The sequence below is a fragment of the Streptococcus bovismuti genome, from assembly GCF_042436615.2.
Taxonomy (GTDB): Bacteria; Bacillota; Bacilli; order Lactobacillales; family Streptococcaceae; genus Streptococcus.
In genome coordinates this window covers 19,011-33,608 of sequence record NZ_JBHMFR020000005.1, presented here as the reverse complement: position 1 = coordinate 33,608, position 14,598 = coordinate 19,011, and the positions used below count along the sequence as shown (strand labels likewise).

Genomic DNA, 14,598 nt, shown 5'->3' with positions numbered 1-14,598 from the left:
GTTTGAAGAGATTTTCAAAGCGTATTCGTTTAATATTTCCCCAACTCACGAAGACTGGTGTGATTTTCCTGAATGCGTCGGAACATCTTTTCCATATCCGACTTAGTAAAATGCACCAAAACAGGACGCCCGTGGGGACAGTTGTAGGGATTGTCACATTGAGAGAGCTGATAGAGGAGCTGTCTAGCCGAATGATCATCGATACGATGGTTAGCCTTGATAGATCTCTTGCAGGACATCATGATAGCTAGCTCTGCTCGATATTTCTTGATAGAAACTTCCTTGGTCAAGAGGAGCATGTCGCACATTTCATAGATGCCTGACTCAATCTCTTCTTCTGCCATCCAAATAGGATGTTCACGTAGGATGAATTGATTTTCCCCGTACTCTGCTAGAAAGACACCCACCTCCTCCAAAAGAGGCATTCTTTCCTTGAGACGAAGAGCATCATCCGCAGGAAATTCAAAGATATAGGGCACTAAGAGTTGTTGTTGACTTTGGTCAACATCGCCAATGCTTTCACGATATTCCTCATACTTGACCCGTTCCTGAGCCGCATGTTGGTCTATGATGTAGAGCCCATCTCGACCCTGGGCAAAGAGATAAGTCCCGTGCATTTGCCCAAAAAATTCCAACTCTGGGAAGCTTGATGCTTCTTCCCGCTCCAGCTTGTCATAGGCCTTATCGAGACTAGCTAAATCTAACTCTGGATGGTCTAGTTGATCATAGTTAGCTGGCTTTCTCTCCGCAAAATGCAGTTTTGCTGGCTTGGCCAATTGATCCAAGGTTTCCTTGGCAAATAAAGTCAAATCCTGTCCTTCATCAGTCAATTCTACCTGATAATCAGCCACCTCAGCTTGACTAGGTCTTGACGGCTCAGTTTTCTCATAGTAGAGCGTATTTTCTTTAAGCGGGAGAATGGTCTGCTCCACCTTCTCACGATTGCGCACGGTCGATTTGGCAAGATTTTCCAAGGCATCAGGTATCAAGGTTTGTTCCTTGAGGCTCTTGGAAATCGCTTCTGAGACCAATACCATCAGTTCTTTTTCCTTGGAAATCCGCACCTCTTGCTTGGTCGGATGCACATTGACATCTGCTAGATAAGGGTCGATATGGATATGAATGACAGCCAGTGGAAAACGGCCCACCATGAGTTTGCTTCCATAACCGTCAAGAATTGCACGGTTGAGTAGGAAGTTTTTGATATAACGGCCATTGATGAAGAGGCTGATATAGTTGCGATTAGCCCGAGTTAACTCAGGCAAGGATACAAAACCTGAAATTTCGAAATCTAGGTCAGAGTTCTCAATTTCAATCATCTTCTTGGCACTCGCCAAACCGTAAATCCCTGCGATAGCTTGTCGCAGTTGACCAGTCCCTGCTGTCCGCGTCATTTCCTTGCCATCACTGATTAAACTAAACGAAATTTCAGGATGGGCCAGGCCCAGACGGTTGACAATATCAATAATATGAGACAACTCCGCTTGCTGACTCTTCATATACTTGAGGCGGGCAGGCGTGTTGAAAAAGAGGTCCTCCACACAAACCTTGGTCCCCACAGGACTAGTCGCTGGGATGACTTCTTCTACTTCTCCCCCACGCGCTACTAATTTAGTCCCGTGGCTTGCGCCATCCATTGCCGTCAACAAAGTCAAGACACTAACAGATGCGATAGAAGGCAAAGCTTCACCACGAAAACCAAGCGTCCGAATTCGAAAGAGGTCTGCCTGATTTTTTATTTTACTAGTCGCATGGCGGCGCAGGGCCAATTCCACCTCATCGTGGGCAATTCCATGACCATTATCTGTGATTTGAATCTTCTTGAGACCAGCTTCCTCAATCTCAATGATAATCTGACTAGAACCAGCATCAATGGCATTTTCTACCAGCTCCTTAACAACGCTAGCTGGACGTTCGATAACCTCTCCTGCCGCGATCTGGTTTGCCAACACCTCTGGCAATTCAATAATATGAGACATTTTTCAGCCCCTTTCTGTATCTATTTTCCTAGAAATTGATTAGTGCTATTATACCATATTTCAGATAGGACAGAAAAGCTCCACCACATAGGAGCCAAATCCCTCCACATAGACAAAGTCCCTTGCCAGGTGTCGTAAAATAGTGTTTAATAAAAATATACAGGAAGTGATCACAACCTTGTATAACTAAAAAGGAGAGAAATTTATGAAAGTAGAACTACAAATTAGTGAAACTTACGAGGAGGAAAAGCTGATTGTCCAAGCACCTCAGCCGACAGATAAAGTCCAAAAAGTCATCGAGTTCGCAGAAAATCTGGAGCAAAAAGAAAAAATCAAAGGGAAAATCGATGATCAGGTCTATCTAGTTAAGATCGGTAAGATACAACGCTTCTATATCGAGAATCGGAAGGTTCTAGCAGAAACAGCAAGTCAGACCTACAACATTGATTTACGGCTCTATCAAGTCCTTGAAATTCTGCCAACCAATTTTATCCAAATTTCTCAATCAGAAATCATCAATATCGACTCCATCTCTCACCTCAAGCTCACCCCCAACGGTCTGGTAGAAATTTTCTTGAAGAATGAAAGCTTCACCTACTCTTCACGCCGTTACCTAAAAACCATCAAGGAGAAATTAGAACTATGAAAAAACAAATCTTTCACGACGCAGCTACTGGTGTCCTCATCGGCCTCATCCTCTCTATCATCTTTTCACTCATTTATGCACCAAATACCTACGCACCACTAAATCCCTACTCTATTATCGGCCAAATGATGGCTCAACATCAAGTTCACGGTGCCCTGGTCTTGCTCTACTGCACACTTATTTGGGCAGGCATCGGCATTCTCTTCAACTTTGGCAACCGCTTATTCAGCCGTGACTGGAGCATGCTTCGTGCCACTCTGACTCATTTCTTCCTTATGCTGGCTGGCTTTGTCCCACTAGCAACCCTGGCAGGTTGGTTCCCCTTCCACTGGATCTTCTATCTCCAGCTTATTATCGAGTTTGCGATTGTCTACCTCATCATTTGGGCTATTCTCTATAAAAGAGAGGCTAAAAAAGTAGATCACATCAATCAACTCTTGGAGCATAGAAAGTAAGAGTTCTGATAAAACTGCTTGGAATAATAAAAAAGCCAAGCCTAAGCTCAACTTTCCAACTCATACAAATCTGCAATAATAGCTGCCACATGTTTGATATCTCCCAGCATACCTCGCATTTCAAAGTCTGCCAAGACAGGGAAACCAAAACGTTGACTGTATTGCTTAGCTGTCAGGCAGTATTGGTTATTAAAGTTACGATTTCCTGAACCAACCACGCCAAAACACTTACTAGCATTGTCACCATAGGCGATAAAATCCCCCACTGGTGTCGTCAAAATCTCGACATCTCCGTTATCAACGCCATTCCCACCTTCTAGGTAGGTCGGCAAAAAAGCAACATAAGGATTATCCATCTCATAGAAATCGTGGCCTTCCTTGACCAAATCCTTGATATGAATCTTTTGGACCTCAATCCCCTCGTACTGGGACAAGAGATAGTCTTTCAAGCGTGTCACAAAACTCTCGGTATTGCCGCTCAGACTGATATAAACTAAAGAAATTGTCTTCATATGTACCTCCATGATTTTATCTATAATCGAAAAATAACTACCAAGATTGTAACTTGATAGTTATTTTTTGTCAATACTTAGGCAAGTTCTTCTGTTTCCTCTTCTTCCGCCAAGGCTTTTTGCTGACGCCACATCTTGTAAAAGACAAGGGCTAGGAAGAGAACATTGATGACGATATAGAAAATACTAACGGCTTGTGAAATAACACTTATCCCTAAACGCATGGTCTCATCGTGAACTAACTGCACAGCGTCTTGTAAACTAACATAGCCATAAATCGAACCAATAATGGCTAGCAAAACATAGCCGACATAAGTATAGTTTGCATATTGCAAATTTTTACGAATAAGGAAGACAATCGCTACTACCACTAAAATAGCAGATAGTACAATCAAGGCCATATTAAAAATAGAATGAGATGATTCTGCTACTCTATAGGTGTAATTGATGTTGTCTTCTAATTGCTGGGCACTAAGTCCCGCAACATGTGACTGTTTAGCACGAAGGACTTCTTTGCTAGGCAAGGGACTCAACATTCCAAACAGAGACATAGCTGAAATAAGAGCAGACAAGATTAGCAAGACCCATAGATAAATCGGTTTCTTTTTCATAATAGAACCTCCTGATATTATTATCGATATTATAGCACTTTTTGTAAGGGAATACAAATATTATAGTGTCGTTTCCACCTGTTTTCGGTAGGCTTTCGGCGATTTCCCGCACAATTTTCGGAACACTTTATAGAAATATCCAACATTACTATAGCCAACAGCATAACAAATATCTTCGATACTGTCACTGGTTGAAAGTAAAAGTTGCTGGGCAGCCTTAATGCGTTGTTTGTTTAGTAACTCTGCGAAGGTCGAATTGGTTTCACGCTTAATCAACTGCCCCAGATAGACAGGATTGATAAAGAGATCCTTACTGATATCCTTGAGAGAAAGTTCTTTTTGGTAATCACGCCCAATAACTTCTAGCACACTGACCACATTTTCATTCATCCGATATTGGCCAAAAAATCGGGTCAGAGTTTCCTTGATATAAGGAACCAATTCATCGAAGGTTTGAATAGCATGAATCGTTTTAACAATATCCGTCAAATCATCAGCTTTGAGGTGTTCAAACAAGTGGAAGACATCCATGACAAACTGGATAAAAAGCTGTTTGGTAATGGGAACACGCGGTGTATTCTTAAGAACCACCTTCTCCAAAAGATTCAACTCTTCCACGATTTGATTGAGATTCCCCTGAATGATAACCCTATAAATCGGTTCGTAATAGACAAAAAGACTCTCCGACTGCTGCAAATTTACAGAGCCGTAAAAGAGGGCTTTCTCAGCATTCAGCTTCCAGCGTTCAAAGTGTTCTTGATAGGGAGCTTCAAAAGGTGTAACGACTAAACCATCTAGAGGTTGGTCAGAAATGAAAATCTGCCAATCTTGTCCCAAGACATAGTAAGGAATGGTGAAGGAGCCTTGTTTTCCCTTGGATAGGCCTATCCACCAGTTCTCCTTATCTCCTAGATAACTAGCAAATCCAGCCTCGTCTAAATCTTGACTAAGGGTCTGACTTTTCTTTCCTCTCTCACCGAGCTGACCTGCAATCTTCTCCAGCAGATTTCCCAACTCTACCTTATCAACAGGCTTAACCAGATAATCCACCACACTAAGGTTCATTGCTCTTTTTACGTAATCAAATTCCTGATAACCTGAGAGCAGGATATAGGCGACATCTGGTAAGATTTCTTTCATTTCCCGAATCATGTCAAGCCCAGTTTTATCGGGCATATTGACATCGGAAATAACCACATCTACTGGATTTTCTTGAACATATTCTAGAGCTTCATCGGCATGACTAGCTGTTGCGACGACCTCCATATCCCACTTATCAAAGGGAATCAAACGTTTCAGACCTTCTGTCACCATGTACTCATCATCTACTAATAATACTTTATACATTTTCTCCCTTTCTACTCATCTTGAATTGTAATACGATACTGAACACCTGCTTGCTCTGCAGAATCTATAGTAATAGCATAGCGGTCCCCAAAATAGAGCACAAAACGCTCATGGACATTGACAATCCCGATAGATTGCTTTTGATCACTGTAACTGGCTTGGTGTTCAAAATGTCTCTGACTCAATTTTTCTCGAATACTTGCCAGTTTTTCAACCGACATTCCACGGCCATTATCGACCACCAAAATTTCTACAAAACCATCCTGTTTAAGCACCTTGATACTAATCACATTATCTGTTCGTCTGTGGTCAACACCATGCGCGAAATAATTTTCTACCAGCGGTTGTAAGGTAAACTTAGGAATCTTCATATTCTCTAACTCTGGATCTATCTTGAAACCATAGGCAATAGACTTGGGATAGCGAACCATGCAGAGATAGCTGTATTTACGGCAAAATTCTAATTCCTGTTTGAGAAGAGTCTCTCTTTCGTCGGAAATATTGTTACGCAACAGACTACTGAACTCATAAATGATGTCTGCTAACTCATCTTGACTTTGCATGACTGCGTACATACGCAAAAACTCCAGCGTATTATACATAAAATGAGGATTGATTTGCGCCTGCAAGGCCCGCATATTGGCATCTTTTTGACTAAGCTCTAACTGGTAAATATCATGAATATTCTTTTCCAATCGATCCAACATATCATTGGTCGTCTCCGCGATTAGGAGCAATTCCTGATCCTTTTCAAGTGTGTCAATACGAAGACCTTCTTCCCCTTGGGCAATAGCTTGGATAGAATCCACCAGGTCCACCACCTGCTTTTGATAATTTGAGAAAGTCTTCCTCAAAGTCAGATAGAGAATGACAATAAAGAGAAGGCTCAAGCCCACAATCAAAGCAGAGCTGGTCACCGTTCCTTGTAAAACAAAGTTTTTAGGAACTGCTACCTGAACCTGATAGCCATGAGAGGTTACACCAACAAACCAGTTCTCATGTTCCCTATTGACCCTCTCACCAATATGAAAAATCTCCGTATCAAATGGTGATGTCACAGTAACAGCCATCGGGATATGACCCCGGGTATTGTCTACAGCATGGTATAAGATTTCTGGATCCAAGGAAATATAAACAACCCCTATAGATTGATCCGTCGCTGGGTCTAAAATAGGAACTCCAAAACTATTGGCCTCCGGTTTAAAAGCCTCAGCAGGCAAGACATGCCCACTTCTTTTATCCCTTGTTGACACATAAACTTCTTTAAAGTCCTGCAAGACGATTGCAACACCTGTTATATAGTCATTTTGGACATACAGGTCATCAATATTTTCATACAGAGAAATAGAAGTTGAGGAAGCCGCTTGATGCTCCAACAACCAATAAAAATACTCAGAAGTTGATAGGCTAAAGTACTTATAAACCCCTTGTATACGGTCTTGATTGGCTACTAAATCTTGCGCTAGCTGGGCTGACTCGCGATAATAATATTCCACCTCTTCAACTGTTCGAGTGGTTACACGCTGGGCTACTCTCTGGGCTTCCTTTTCCCGTGAATCCCAGTCAGCGTAAGAGAGTAAGATTGCAAAACTCGCAATAATAATCATCATAACTGAACTGTAGGTTCTTAGAAGCGTATGTAGCCAAAACTGCTTCATTCTATTTTGTCGCCAATTTTTCATGGATACTTTCATAGACCGGTTCCAACATATCACTGATAAAGAAATGCCACATCCCAATTCCTACAAAGAAAAGTAGGGCAGGCATATAGTAACCAATTGCCACAAGTAGCACTGTCCCAAGGAGAACCTTGGCCACAGCTGCTAGACTCATAAAGATGCCAATCAAGGATAGTTTGAGACTATTTCGATAGGACAAATCAAAATAAACTTGTAATTTCAAAGATACTGTATAAGCCAAAAAGATCAGGGCAACTACTAGGACATTCAAAAAGGTCGCAATCAAATGAATAATAGTCTGATGAGGCAATTGCACCAAGAGATACAGGCCATAGACCAAAACTATATCCACCCCTAAAAAGCTATAGAAAATCAGGTTGCTTGAGACGAAATTTTGCTTATAAAGAGACCACGCCTCCTTCAAACTGTATTCCCGAAAGCTATAACCATGTTCTGCATATAGGCTCATCAAGGTGGCACTAGCAGGCGCTAGACCAAGGATAATCCCTCCCACCAAGGTTAATAGCCAAAAGAAGGCTGTCGCAATCATCCCTAAAAAGAAACGATTAAAGACAAAGTCTAAAAATCTCCCCATGATATCCCCCTAAAAATAACTATGAAACTATTATATCATATTTCAAGCGTTTTCAAAAACATAGACTATCCATTTACAATCCCACCAAACCGTGGTACAATGAGAATTGTGAAAAAATTATCAGGAGACAATTCATGAACAAATCTATCTTAACTACACTGCTCTTTGCAGTTCTTTACTTCCTCTGCATGGGGATTGGTGTCCTTTTGGGCAATCTCTTTGACCAAACTGGAAACATGTTTTATGCACCTGCCTTTACTGCCCTTGTCGGCGGTAGCGTCTATATGATCCTAGTCGCAAAAGTTCCGCGCTTTGGAGCCATTACCACTATCGGTCTTGTCATCGCCCTATTTTTCTTGGGGAGCAAACACGGTGCCGGTGCCTTCCTTCCTGGAATTATCTGTGCCCTCCTAGCAGATGGAGTAGCTCATTTAGGAAAATACAAGGACCAAACAAAAAATTTGCTTTCTTTCATTATTTTCGCCTTTAGTTCAACTGGTCCAATCTTACTCATGTGGATTGCGCCCCAAGCCTATATGGCTACTCTTCTAGCAAGAGGAAAATCCCAAGAATATATTGACCGTATCATGGTCGCACCAAATCCTGGAACCGTCCTTCTATTTATCGCAAGTGTTGTCATCGGAGCCTTAGTCGGTGCCTTGCTTGGACAAGCCTTGAGTAAAAAATTTGCGCAGAAAATCTGATTACTTAGAAAGAGCCACACGGCTCTTTTTTATTTATGGCTCAAGACTTGGTTAAGAAGTCTCCCAAGAATTGATACTCTTCGAAAATCTCTTCAAACCACGTCAACGTCGCCTTTCCGTAGGTAGGGTTACTGACTTCGTCAGTCTTATCTACAACCTCAAAGCAGTACTTTGAGCAATCTGCGGCTAGTTTCCTACTTTGCTCTTTGATTTTCATTGAGTATGAATTTAAAGATAATCAAAATGATAATGTTGGTTGCCAAGATAGTTACATCGTGATTGTAGCGGTTAAATCCATAAGCGATGGCTACGTTACCGATACCACCAGCTCCAACCGCACCATCCATAGCTGTTTCCCCAACAAGGGAAATCAAGGTCACAGTCGTCACACGAATCAAATCTGGCAGACCTTCTAGTAATCCTGAGCTTTCTAGGCTAAACTTTTTTACCTGAAAAACTTCTTTTTTCTAAGGATAAAATGAATCCTATCACACTCCCTGCTAAAAAGACCCACCAACAAAGCCTGATATCTTGTAAAGCTAGGAAGGAAAATACAGACATCCCCAAGGGTAATGTTAGGGAAAAAATCATACTCAAGAGATTATTACTTCTAGCTAATACATCCACACTCAAATTAGACAGTAACAGAGTATCTAATTTAGGCATTGATTTCGACATCAAATACATGACAAAGGCTAAGCAAGCAACACCTACTAGAGGAGAAAAATCTAAAATATTAGCAGTAGCAAGCAAGACAAACAGACTTGCATTGAGCGATAGCAAACTTGAAAACGACAATTTCCCAAAATAATCATGGGGAGTTAGGCTACCAAGAATAGCCCCTCCCAAGCTGACACATTCAATTAAAAATAGGGCTTGAGCATAACTGAGATGATAGATAGTATGGTCTAATAAGTAAAAGTGATAAATACCTCCAACAGCTCCTCCCAAAGTATTCATTACCAAAATGACAAGGATCATTTTAAACAATGATTTACTTTCTCTCTGCCTAAAGATATCATCCATGTCCGCATAGATTGCCTTAACTTGTTGAAGTAAACTAATCGACTCATTCTCTACCGTTACAGACAAGTGCGTCAGTTCTCTTCTATTTTTGAACAAAATAAGAGAAGATAGCAAAAAGAAACCAGCATTCACAATTGCAACAAAAGAAAAATTTTGATGGCTGGTTGTGAGTAACCACACTCCTAAGGCTTGACCTCCTAGATTTGATAAATAGGAAACAAACTGAGTAAAGGAATAAGCTTCATAGAGTCTATCTTCCGAAATATTATGCTGGATAATCGGCATACGAAGGCCTGCTGTATAATCCGATAAAATATCCGAACAGATATTAACCATACAGATAAAAGCAAACGTTACGAAGTTCTGGTCATGAATCACACTAGCAATCAAAAGAAATAGGAGACTTTGCACACAACCAACCCAGATAATTGTCCCTGCTTTATTCCGAGTATGATCAGCCTTAATCCCAACATAAAAAGTAAATAGGAAAGGTAAAATCGTAATCATATTCGCCATAAATACAGCTATATTTTTAAAGGGTAGACTCGCAGCATAAACGATAAATACCAGATTATAAATATAAGCTCCACTTGAGCTCAAAAACCTTGATAAGGTAAGTATCCTAAATAAATGGTGGTTTAAGAATAGTTTCATAACAGGCCTTTCTCACATTTCAAAGAGTATTTCATTGAAACCAGTCTAACAAAAAAAGCGGGACTCCCCACTTTTTTGTAATATATTTTTTCTGAAAATAGAAACTCTAGCTCCTAGATACTGCTATTTATCACTCCATCTACAGGCCCATTTATTTTTCATCAGTCGATGTAACGAGAATATATTACAAATCTTTATTTGAAAGCTGATTTGCAAAATAGTTTTCATAGTATCTTGCACCACCTACATACTCTAAATCTTGTAAGATTGTAATGCCTCTCTGGATTTTTTCAAGACCCTTATTTTTTACATTAAAAATAGTATCATAATATCCTTTAGCAATCATATAAATGATTTTCAGATAAGCTTGAGATTCTGGCAATTCTCGTTTTTCAATCTGAAAAACAAAATAGTCTGCTTTTAATTTATCCTTTTCCTCTATTGCTTTAAAGAGTCCATTAATCAAAATGGTATCAATGCCGACTTTGTTACTAGGTAAAGAGCCTAATAAATCTGTCTTTTGTAACATCTCCCTAGAATATTTAAAATAGAGGGGCAGAGGGAACAAAGTAGAAATCGTTGAAAATAGTTCCAATTCATAATTTCCCCAGATGTCAATAGTAAAAAAATAGTCATAGAGAAAAGTCAGTTCTTCATCCGTTGCTCTTATTTCTGAATCAAAAAACACAAGAAGGCTTTTGATACGAATCATTTGTAAAAGATAGCTTGTTTCACCACTTGATCTATACTTTTGAGTCGTCTCTTCATACAAGGAATGGAGAGAATCAATCCCTTCTCTATCATATAAATCCCAAAGATTTTCTTGAAAAGCCAAAACCTTTTTCTGAGAAAAACCACGTACCAAGTACATAAATTCATTCAAATCAGAGTGGATGTTATCTAAGGCAGTAATCAATTTCATAGATGATAGGTCTGCTTCTCCACGCTCAAATTTGCTCAGCATGGAATAAGTAAACTCTCCTCCCGTCGCCTCCTGTAGAGATACATTCCGACTCTTTCTCAATTCTTTAAAAACTTCTCCCAGATTTTGCATATTGACTCCCCACAATTCTTAACTCTCTTACTCATAAAAGTAACGGTTGATAGCAATCAGTACAGAAAATTTCAAGTCTTAACTATAACGACAACTCCTATGAATGATGTACAGATTGCCTAGATCTTTTTATTTATGACTCAATTTCTTGGTCAAGAAGTCTCCCAAAAATTGGATTGTAAAGATAATCAAAATGATAATGATGGTTGCCAAGATGGTCACATCGTGATTGTAGCGGTTAAATCCATAAGCGATGGCTACGTTACCGATACCACCAGCTCCAACCGCACCGGCCATAGCTGTTTCCCCAACAAGGGAAATCAAGGTCACAGTCGTCACACGAATCAAATCTGGAAGGCCTTCTGATAGGTAAACACCTACGATATCCCAGAATGTCGCTCCGCTCGCTTGAGCCGCCTCAATGACACCGCCATCCAATTCAGCCAAGACAACCTGCACTTGACGGGCAAAGAAGGCAAAGACTGCAAAAGATAGCGGTACGATAGCCGCATTTGGACCAATGCTTGTCCCTACGATTAGATGAGAGAAGGGTGACAAGACTGCCAAGAGGATAATGAAAGGAACCGCACGGAAAATAGAGGTAATCTTATCCAAAATCCAGAAAACGACCTTATTTTCCAAGACACCACCTGGCGCTGTCAAGACAAGGAAGAGACCTGCAACAAGCCCCAAGAACCCTCCGATGATAAAGGAAAGAACTGTCATATAAAGGGTTAAGTAGATGGCTGTTCCCCAGCCTGCTTGACCAGCCCAGCCCATTTTATAGACATTTGGTAAATAGGTTTGAATCAATGATTCCATCTTACTGTCCTCCCTTCAATACTTTTAGCTGCACGCCAGCCTGACGAATGGCTTCTTGGGCACCTGCTAGCGCTGCTTTTTCACCTGACAAGACCACCACCAATTCTCCAACAGGAGTGCCGTCGAGGATTTCAATATTCCCATAGAGGATATTAGCCGTTACTTGGTAACGCTTGTACAATTCATTCAAAAGTGGCTCGTCTGTTGAAGCACCTGCATACTTGAGTTGCACTAAGAGACTATTTTCAGACAGGTTTTGCACAATTTCTTGCTTCTCGATTTTGACCATGGCTTCGTCAATACCTGTAGCTGTTGAGATAAAGTCTTGGGTCAAAGGTTGTTTAGGGTCTGAGAAGATTTCAAGGACGCTGCCCTCTTCAATCAAATGCCCATCCTGCATAACTGCCACACGGTTGGCAATGTCTTTGACAATCTGCATTTCATGCGTAATCAAGACAACAGTCAAGCCTAATTTTTGATTCAAATCTTGCAACAAGGCCAAAATCTGCTTGGTTGTCTTAGGATCAAGGGCAGAAGTTGACTCGTCTGAAATCAAGATTTTTGGATCATTTGCCAAAGCACGCGCAATGGCCACACGCTGTTTTTGCCCTCCAGATAGTTGTGAAGGGTAGTTTTCAGCACGGTCTGCTAAGCCAACCAAATCCAATAACTTAGCTACTTTAGCCTTCTTTTCTTCCTTGCTGAGTCCAGAGTGTTTAAGGGCAAAGGCTACATTCTCCTCTGCTGTCTTTTGGCTCATCAGGTTAAAATGCTGGAAAATCATTCCAATATCTTGACGTTTACGACGCAACTGCTCGGCCGTCAAGGTCACCTTGCCATCAAAAATCACATCGTCATCAATGGTAATTTTCCCTGCAGATGGCTTTTGCAAGAGATTAATCACCCGTACAAGGGTTGATTTCCCTGCTCCAGAATATCCAACGATTCCGTAGATATCCCCTTCTTGGATGTGAATGGTCACATCCTTGACCGCTGTGATGGTTCTCTTCTTTTGGTGAAAAGTCACATCGATCTGATCTAACTTGATAATGTCTCTACTCATAGCTTCTAATCAGCTCCTCTACTAATTCAATATGGGTGTAATAATCGGCGATTCGCACATTTTCATCTCCACCGTGGTCTCGGCTGTTGGCATTTCCTAGACCGAAGGCCACCATTGGCACCTCTAGGGCATCAAAGACCGTATGCATAGGCCCTGTCCCCGCTGTCGTCGGCAGGACTGAAACGCCCTGTGGATAGAATTTCTTGGCCAACTCGATCACATTAAGAATGGCTGGCGCGCTCATATCGCTTCGATAGCTCATCTCTCCCAAGGTATAGTATAATTCTACCTTATCAAAGCCATTTTTGTCTAGCTGTTTCCGAATTTTTTCCAGAATATCATGCGGTTTTAGACCAGGAACCAAACGAACTTCTAGCTTGGCACTGGCTTCTGCTGGCAAAATCGTTTTAACCCCTTGTCCTTGGTAACCTGACTGAATCCCTTCGATATTAAGAGCTGGCTCGAAAAAGAAACGTTTTAGGAAGGCAGCGCGGTCCTCTTGTAAGAGAGGCAATTCCAAGCCATAAATCTGGCTGATTTCCCCTGGATTTCGTTGAGCGTAGGTATCCACCAAGGTCAATTCCCGTTCGTTTGGCTCTTGTACTTCTTCGTACAAGCCTTCAACCAAGATACGGCCATCTGCAGCACGAAGGGACTGCAGGGCTTGAAGGAGGTACCAAGGAGCTGATTCCACAACTCCTCCATAACTAGAGTGGATATCCACATCCGCACTTTTTACCTTGGCATCAAAGGTCACAATTCCTTTATTTCCACCAGAAATTTCTAACTGCTCCAAGGCATTCTTGGTCCCTTGTTCCCAAACTAACAAATCTGCGCCACGGAGTTTATCAGCGTGCTTTTCCAGATACTTATCTAGGTCTGTCGAAGCGGATTCCTCCGCTCCCTCCATGATAAAACTGATATTGACAGGCAGGTCATCGTGGTGCTGCATGTATTTTCTCAAAGCACTCAAACGAGCCGTGATATGACCCTTGTCGTCATCAACCCCACGCCCATACATGAAGCCATTGCGCACCGAAAGCGTAAAGGGATCCTCTGTCCAGACCTGATCCCCATCCGCTGGCACAGTGTCATAGTGGTTATAGAAAATCAGGGTCTTAGCATCTGGGCGCGAACTCTTGAAATGCGCCATGACAAAGGGAGCCGTATAAGTCCCATCAATCTCCACTTCAGCTCCCACACGCTTGAAAATCTCACCCAGATAGTTGGCAACTTCTTTGAGACCCACCTGTTGGGCAAAGACCGACTTCTTAGAAATCAAGGTACGCAAAACCTCAAAATAATGCTGGGCTACATGATCCTTTTCAAATTTTTCAATCTGTTCTTGTTCGCTAGGAAAAACCATATTCTCTCTACCTTTCTATGAACCTATAGTCTTCTTTACAATCCATGCTCTATACAAAAGCAAGAGGTGGAATTTTCTCTCCCAC

The 14,598-nt window shown here is 41.4% G+C and carries 14 protein-coding genes and 1 pseudogene; 3 read left to right on the top strand and 12 right to left on the bottom strand.

Annotation, left to right across the window (positions count from 1 at the left end; all coding sequences use genetic code 11):
- Window positions 1-29 precede the first annotated feature (29 nt).
- On the bottom strand, window positions 30-1,979 hold the full coding sequence (gene mutL / locus ACERDH_RS06310; RefSeq protein WP_386685384.1) for a DNA mismatch repair endonuclease MutL: 1,950 nt from the start codon (window positions 1,977-1,979) through the stop codon (window positions 30-32).
- Between the two features lie 205 nt (window positions 1,980-2,184).
- Here mutL and ACERDH_RS06305 point away from each other — a divergent pair, with 205 nt between their 5' ends.
- Entirely contained in the window at window positions 2,185-2,625 is a 441-nt protein-coding gene (locus ACERDH_RS06305) for a LytTR family DNA-binding domain-containing protein (RefSeq protein ID WP_261150209.1), read from the top strand.
- Complete coding sequence (locus ACERDH_RS06300; RefSeq protein ID WP_261150210.1) at window positions 2,622-3,080, top strand: DUF3021 domain-containing protein; 459 nt, start codon at window positions 2,622-2,624, stop codon at window positions 3,078-3,080. Before ACERDH_RS06305 ends, ACERDH_RS06300 begins: the two co-directional genes overlap by 4 nt.
- 47 nt (window positions 3,081-3,127) lie before the next feature.
- On the opposite strand, the gene nrdI is transcribed toward ACERDH_RS06300, so the two are convergent.
- The 5 genes from nrdI to ACERDH_RS06275 all read right to left on the bottom strand — a co-directional run bounded on the left by nrdI (window position 3,128) and on the right by ACERDH_RS06275 (window position 7,824).
- On the bottom strand, window positions 3,128-3,592 hold the full coding sequence (gene nrdI / locus ACERDH_RS06295) for a class Ib ribonucleoside-diphosphate reductase assembly flavoprotein NrdI (RefSeq protein ID WP_261150211.1): 465 nt from the start codon (window positions 3,590-3,592) through the stop codon (window positions 3,128-3,130).
- 77 nt (window positions 3,593-3,669) lie between these two features.
- Window positions 3,670-4,203, bottom strand: coding sequence for an ABC transporter permease (locus ACERDH_RS06290; RefSeq protein WP_084923809.1), 534 nt, complete (start codon window positions 4,201-4,203; stop codon window positions 3,670-3,672).
- 60 nt (window positions 4,204-4,263) lie between these two features.
- Window positions 4,264-5,550 carry a response regulator transcription factor gene (locus ACERDH_RS06285; protein ID WP_386685388.1) on the bottom strand — a complete coding sequence of 429 codons (1,287 nt, stop codon included), beginning with the start codon at window positions 5,548-5,550 and terminating at the stop codon, window positions 4,264-4,266.
- Between the two features lie 11 nt (window positions 5,551-5,561).
- Window positions 5,562-7,232, bottom strand: coding sequence for a sensor histidine kinase (locus ACERDH_RS06280; RefSeq protein ID WP_386685390.1), 1,671 nt, complete (start codon window positions 7,230-7,232; stop codon window positions 5,562-5,564).
- Complete coding sequence (locus tag ACERDH_RS06275; RefSeq protein ID WP_061589641.1) at window positions 7,210-7,824, bottom strand: YesL family protein; 615 nt, start codon at window positions 7,822-7,824, stop codon at window positions 7,210-7,212. The genes ACERDH_RS06280 and ACERDH_RS06275 overlap by 23 nt, the downstream gene beginning before the upstream one ends.
- Before the next feature lie 134 nt (window positions 7,825-7,958).
- Between ACERDH_RS06275 and ACERDH_RS06270 the strand changes: the two genes are divergently transcribed.
- A complete protein-coding gene (locus ACERDH_RS06270) occupies window positions 7,959-8,528 on the top strand; it encodes an MptD family putative ECF transporter S component (RefSeq protein ID WP_386685392.1) in 570 nt (189 codons plus the stop codon).
- Between the two features lie 194 nt (window positions 8,529-8,722).
- On the opposite strand, the pseudogene ACERDH_RS06265 reads toward ACERDH_RS06270, so the two are convergent.
- The 6 genes and pseudogenes from ACERDH_RS06265 to ACERDH_RS06240 all read right to left on the bottom strand — a co-directional run.
- Window positions 8,723-8,947 (bottom strand): annotated as a pseudogene (locus ACERDH_RS06265) (hypothetical protein); the annotation flags it as partial.
- 16 nt (window positions 8,948-8,963) lie between these two features.
- Window positions 8,964-10,208, bottom strand: coding sequence for an MFS transporter (locus tag ACERDH_RS06260; RefSeq protein WP_386685394.1), 1,245 nt, complete (start codon window positions 10,206-10,208; stop codon window positions 8,964-8,966).
- A 184-nt stretch (window positions 10,209-10,392) separates the two neighbouring features.
- Window positions 10,393-11,043, bottom strand: a complete 651-nt coding sequence (locus ACERDH_RS06255) for an Rgg family transcriptional regulator (RefSeq protein ID WP_415741912.1) — start codon at window positions 11,041-11,043, stop codon at window positions 10,393-10,395.
- A 348-nt stretch (window positions 11,044-11,391) separates the two neighbouring features.
- Window positions 11,392-12,084 carry a methionine ABC transporter permease gene (locus tag ACERDH_RS06250; RefSeq protein ID WP_000444649.1) on the bottom strand — a complete coding sequence of 231 codons (693 nt, stop codon included), beginning with the start codon at window positions 12,082-12,084 and terminating at the stop codon, window positions 11,392-11,394.
- A gap of 1 nt (window position 12,085) precedes the next feature.
- Window positions 12,086-13,147 carry a methionine ABC transporter ATP-binding protein gene (locus ACERDH_RS06245; protein WP_261041522.1) on the bottom strand — a complete coding sequence of 354 codons (1,062 nt, stop codon included), beginning with the start codon at window positions 13,145-13,147 and terminating at the stop codon, window positions 12,086-12,088.
- Window positions 13,140-14,513, bottom strand: a complete 1,374-nt coding sequence (locus ACERDH_RS06240; RefSeq protein WP_386685399.1) for a M20 family metallopeptidase — start codon at window positions 14,511-14,513, stop codon at window positions 13,140-13,142. The genes ACERDH_RS06245 and ACERDH_RS06240 overlap by 8 nt, the downstream gene beginning before the upstream one ends.
- Window positions 14,514-14,598 lie beyond the last annotated feature (85 nt).

Excerpts from the sequence above, each read along its gene's own strand:
- mutL (WP_386685384.1), bottom strand. The coding sequence starts at position 1,979 with ATGTCTCATATTATTGAATTGCCAGAGGTGTTGGCAAACCAGATCGCG.
- ACERDH_RS06305 (WP_261150209.1), top strand. The coding sequence starts at position 2,185 with ATGAAAGTAGAACTACAAATTAGTGAAACTTACGAGGAGGAAAAGCTG.
- ACERDH_RS06300 (WP_261150210.1), top strand. The coding sequence starts at position 2,622 with ATGAAAAAACAAATCTTTCACGACGCAGCTACTGGTGTCCTCATCGGC.
- nrdI (WP_261150211.1), bottom strand. The coding sequence starts at position 3,592 with ATGAAGACAATTTCTTTAGTTTATATCAGTCTGAGCGGCAATACCGAG.
- ACERDH_RS06290 (WP_084923809.1), bottom strand. The coding sequence starts at position 4,203 with ATGAAAAAGAAACCGATTTATCTATGGGTCTTGCTAATCTTGTCTGCT.
- ACERDH_RS06285 (WP_386685388.1), bottom strand. The coding sequence starts at position 5,550 with ATGTATAAAGTATTATTAGTAGATGATGAGTACATGGTGACAGAAGGT.
- ACERDH_RS06280 (WP_386685390.1), bottom strand. The coding sequence starts at position 7,232 with ATGAAAAATTGGCGACAAAATAGAATGAAGCAGTTTTGGCTACATACG.
- ACERDH_RS06275 (WP_061589641.1), bottom strand. The coding sequence starts at position 7,824 with ATGGGGAGATTTTTAGACTTTGTCTTTAATCGTTTCTTTTTAGGGATG.
- ACERDH_RS06270 (WP_386685392.1), top strand. The coding sequence starts at position 7,959 with ATGAACAAATCTATCTTAACTACACTGCTCTTTGCAGTTCTTTACTTC.
- ACERDH_RS06260 (WP_386685394.1), bottom strand. The coding sequence starts at position 10,208 with ATGAAACTATTCTTAAACCACCATTTATTTAGGATACTTACCTTATCA.
- ACERDH_RS06250 (WP_000444649.1), bottom strand. The coding sequence starts at position 12,084 with ATGGAATCATTGATTCAAACCTATTTACCAAATGTCTATAAAATGGGC.
- ACERDH_RS06245 (WP_261041522.1), bottom strand. The coding sequence starts at position 13,147 with ATGAGTAGAGACATTATCAAGTTAGATCAGATCGATGTGACTTTTCAC.
- ACERDH_RS06240 (WP_386685399.1), bottom strand. The coding sequence starts at position 14,513 with ATGGTTTTTCCTAGCGAACAAGAACAGATTGAAAAATTTGAAAAGGAT.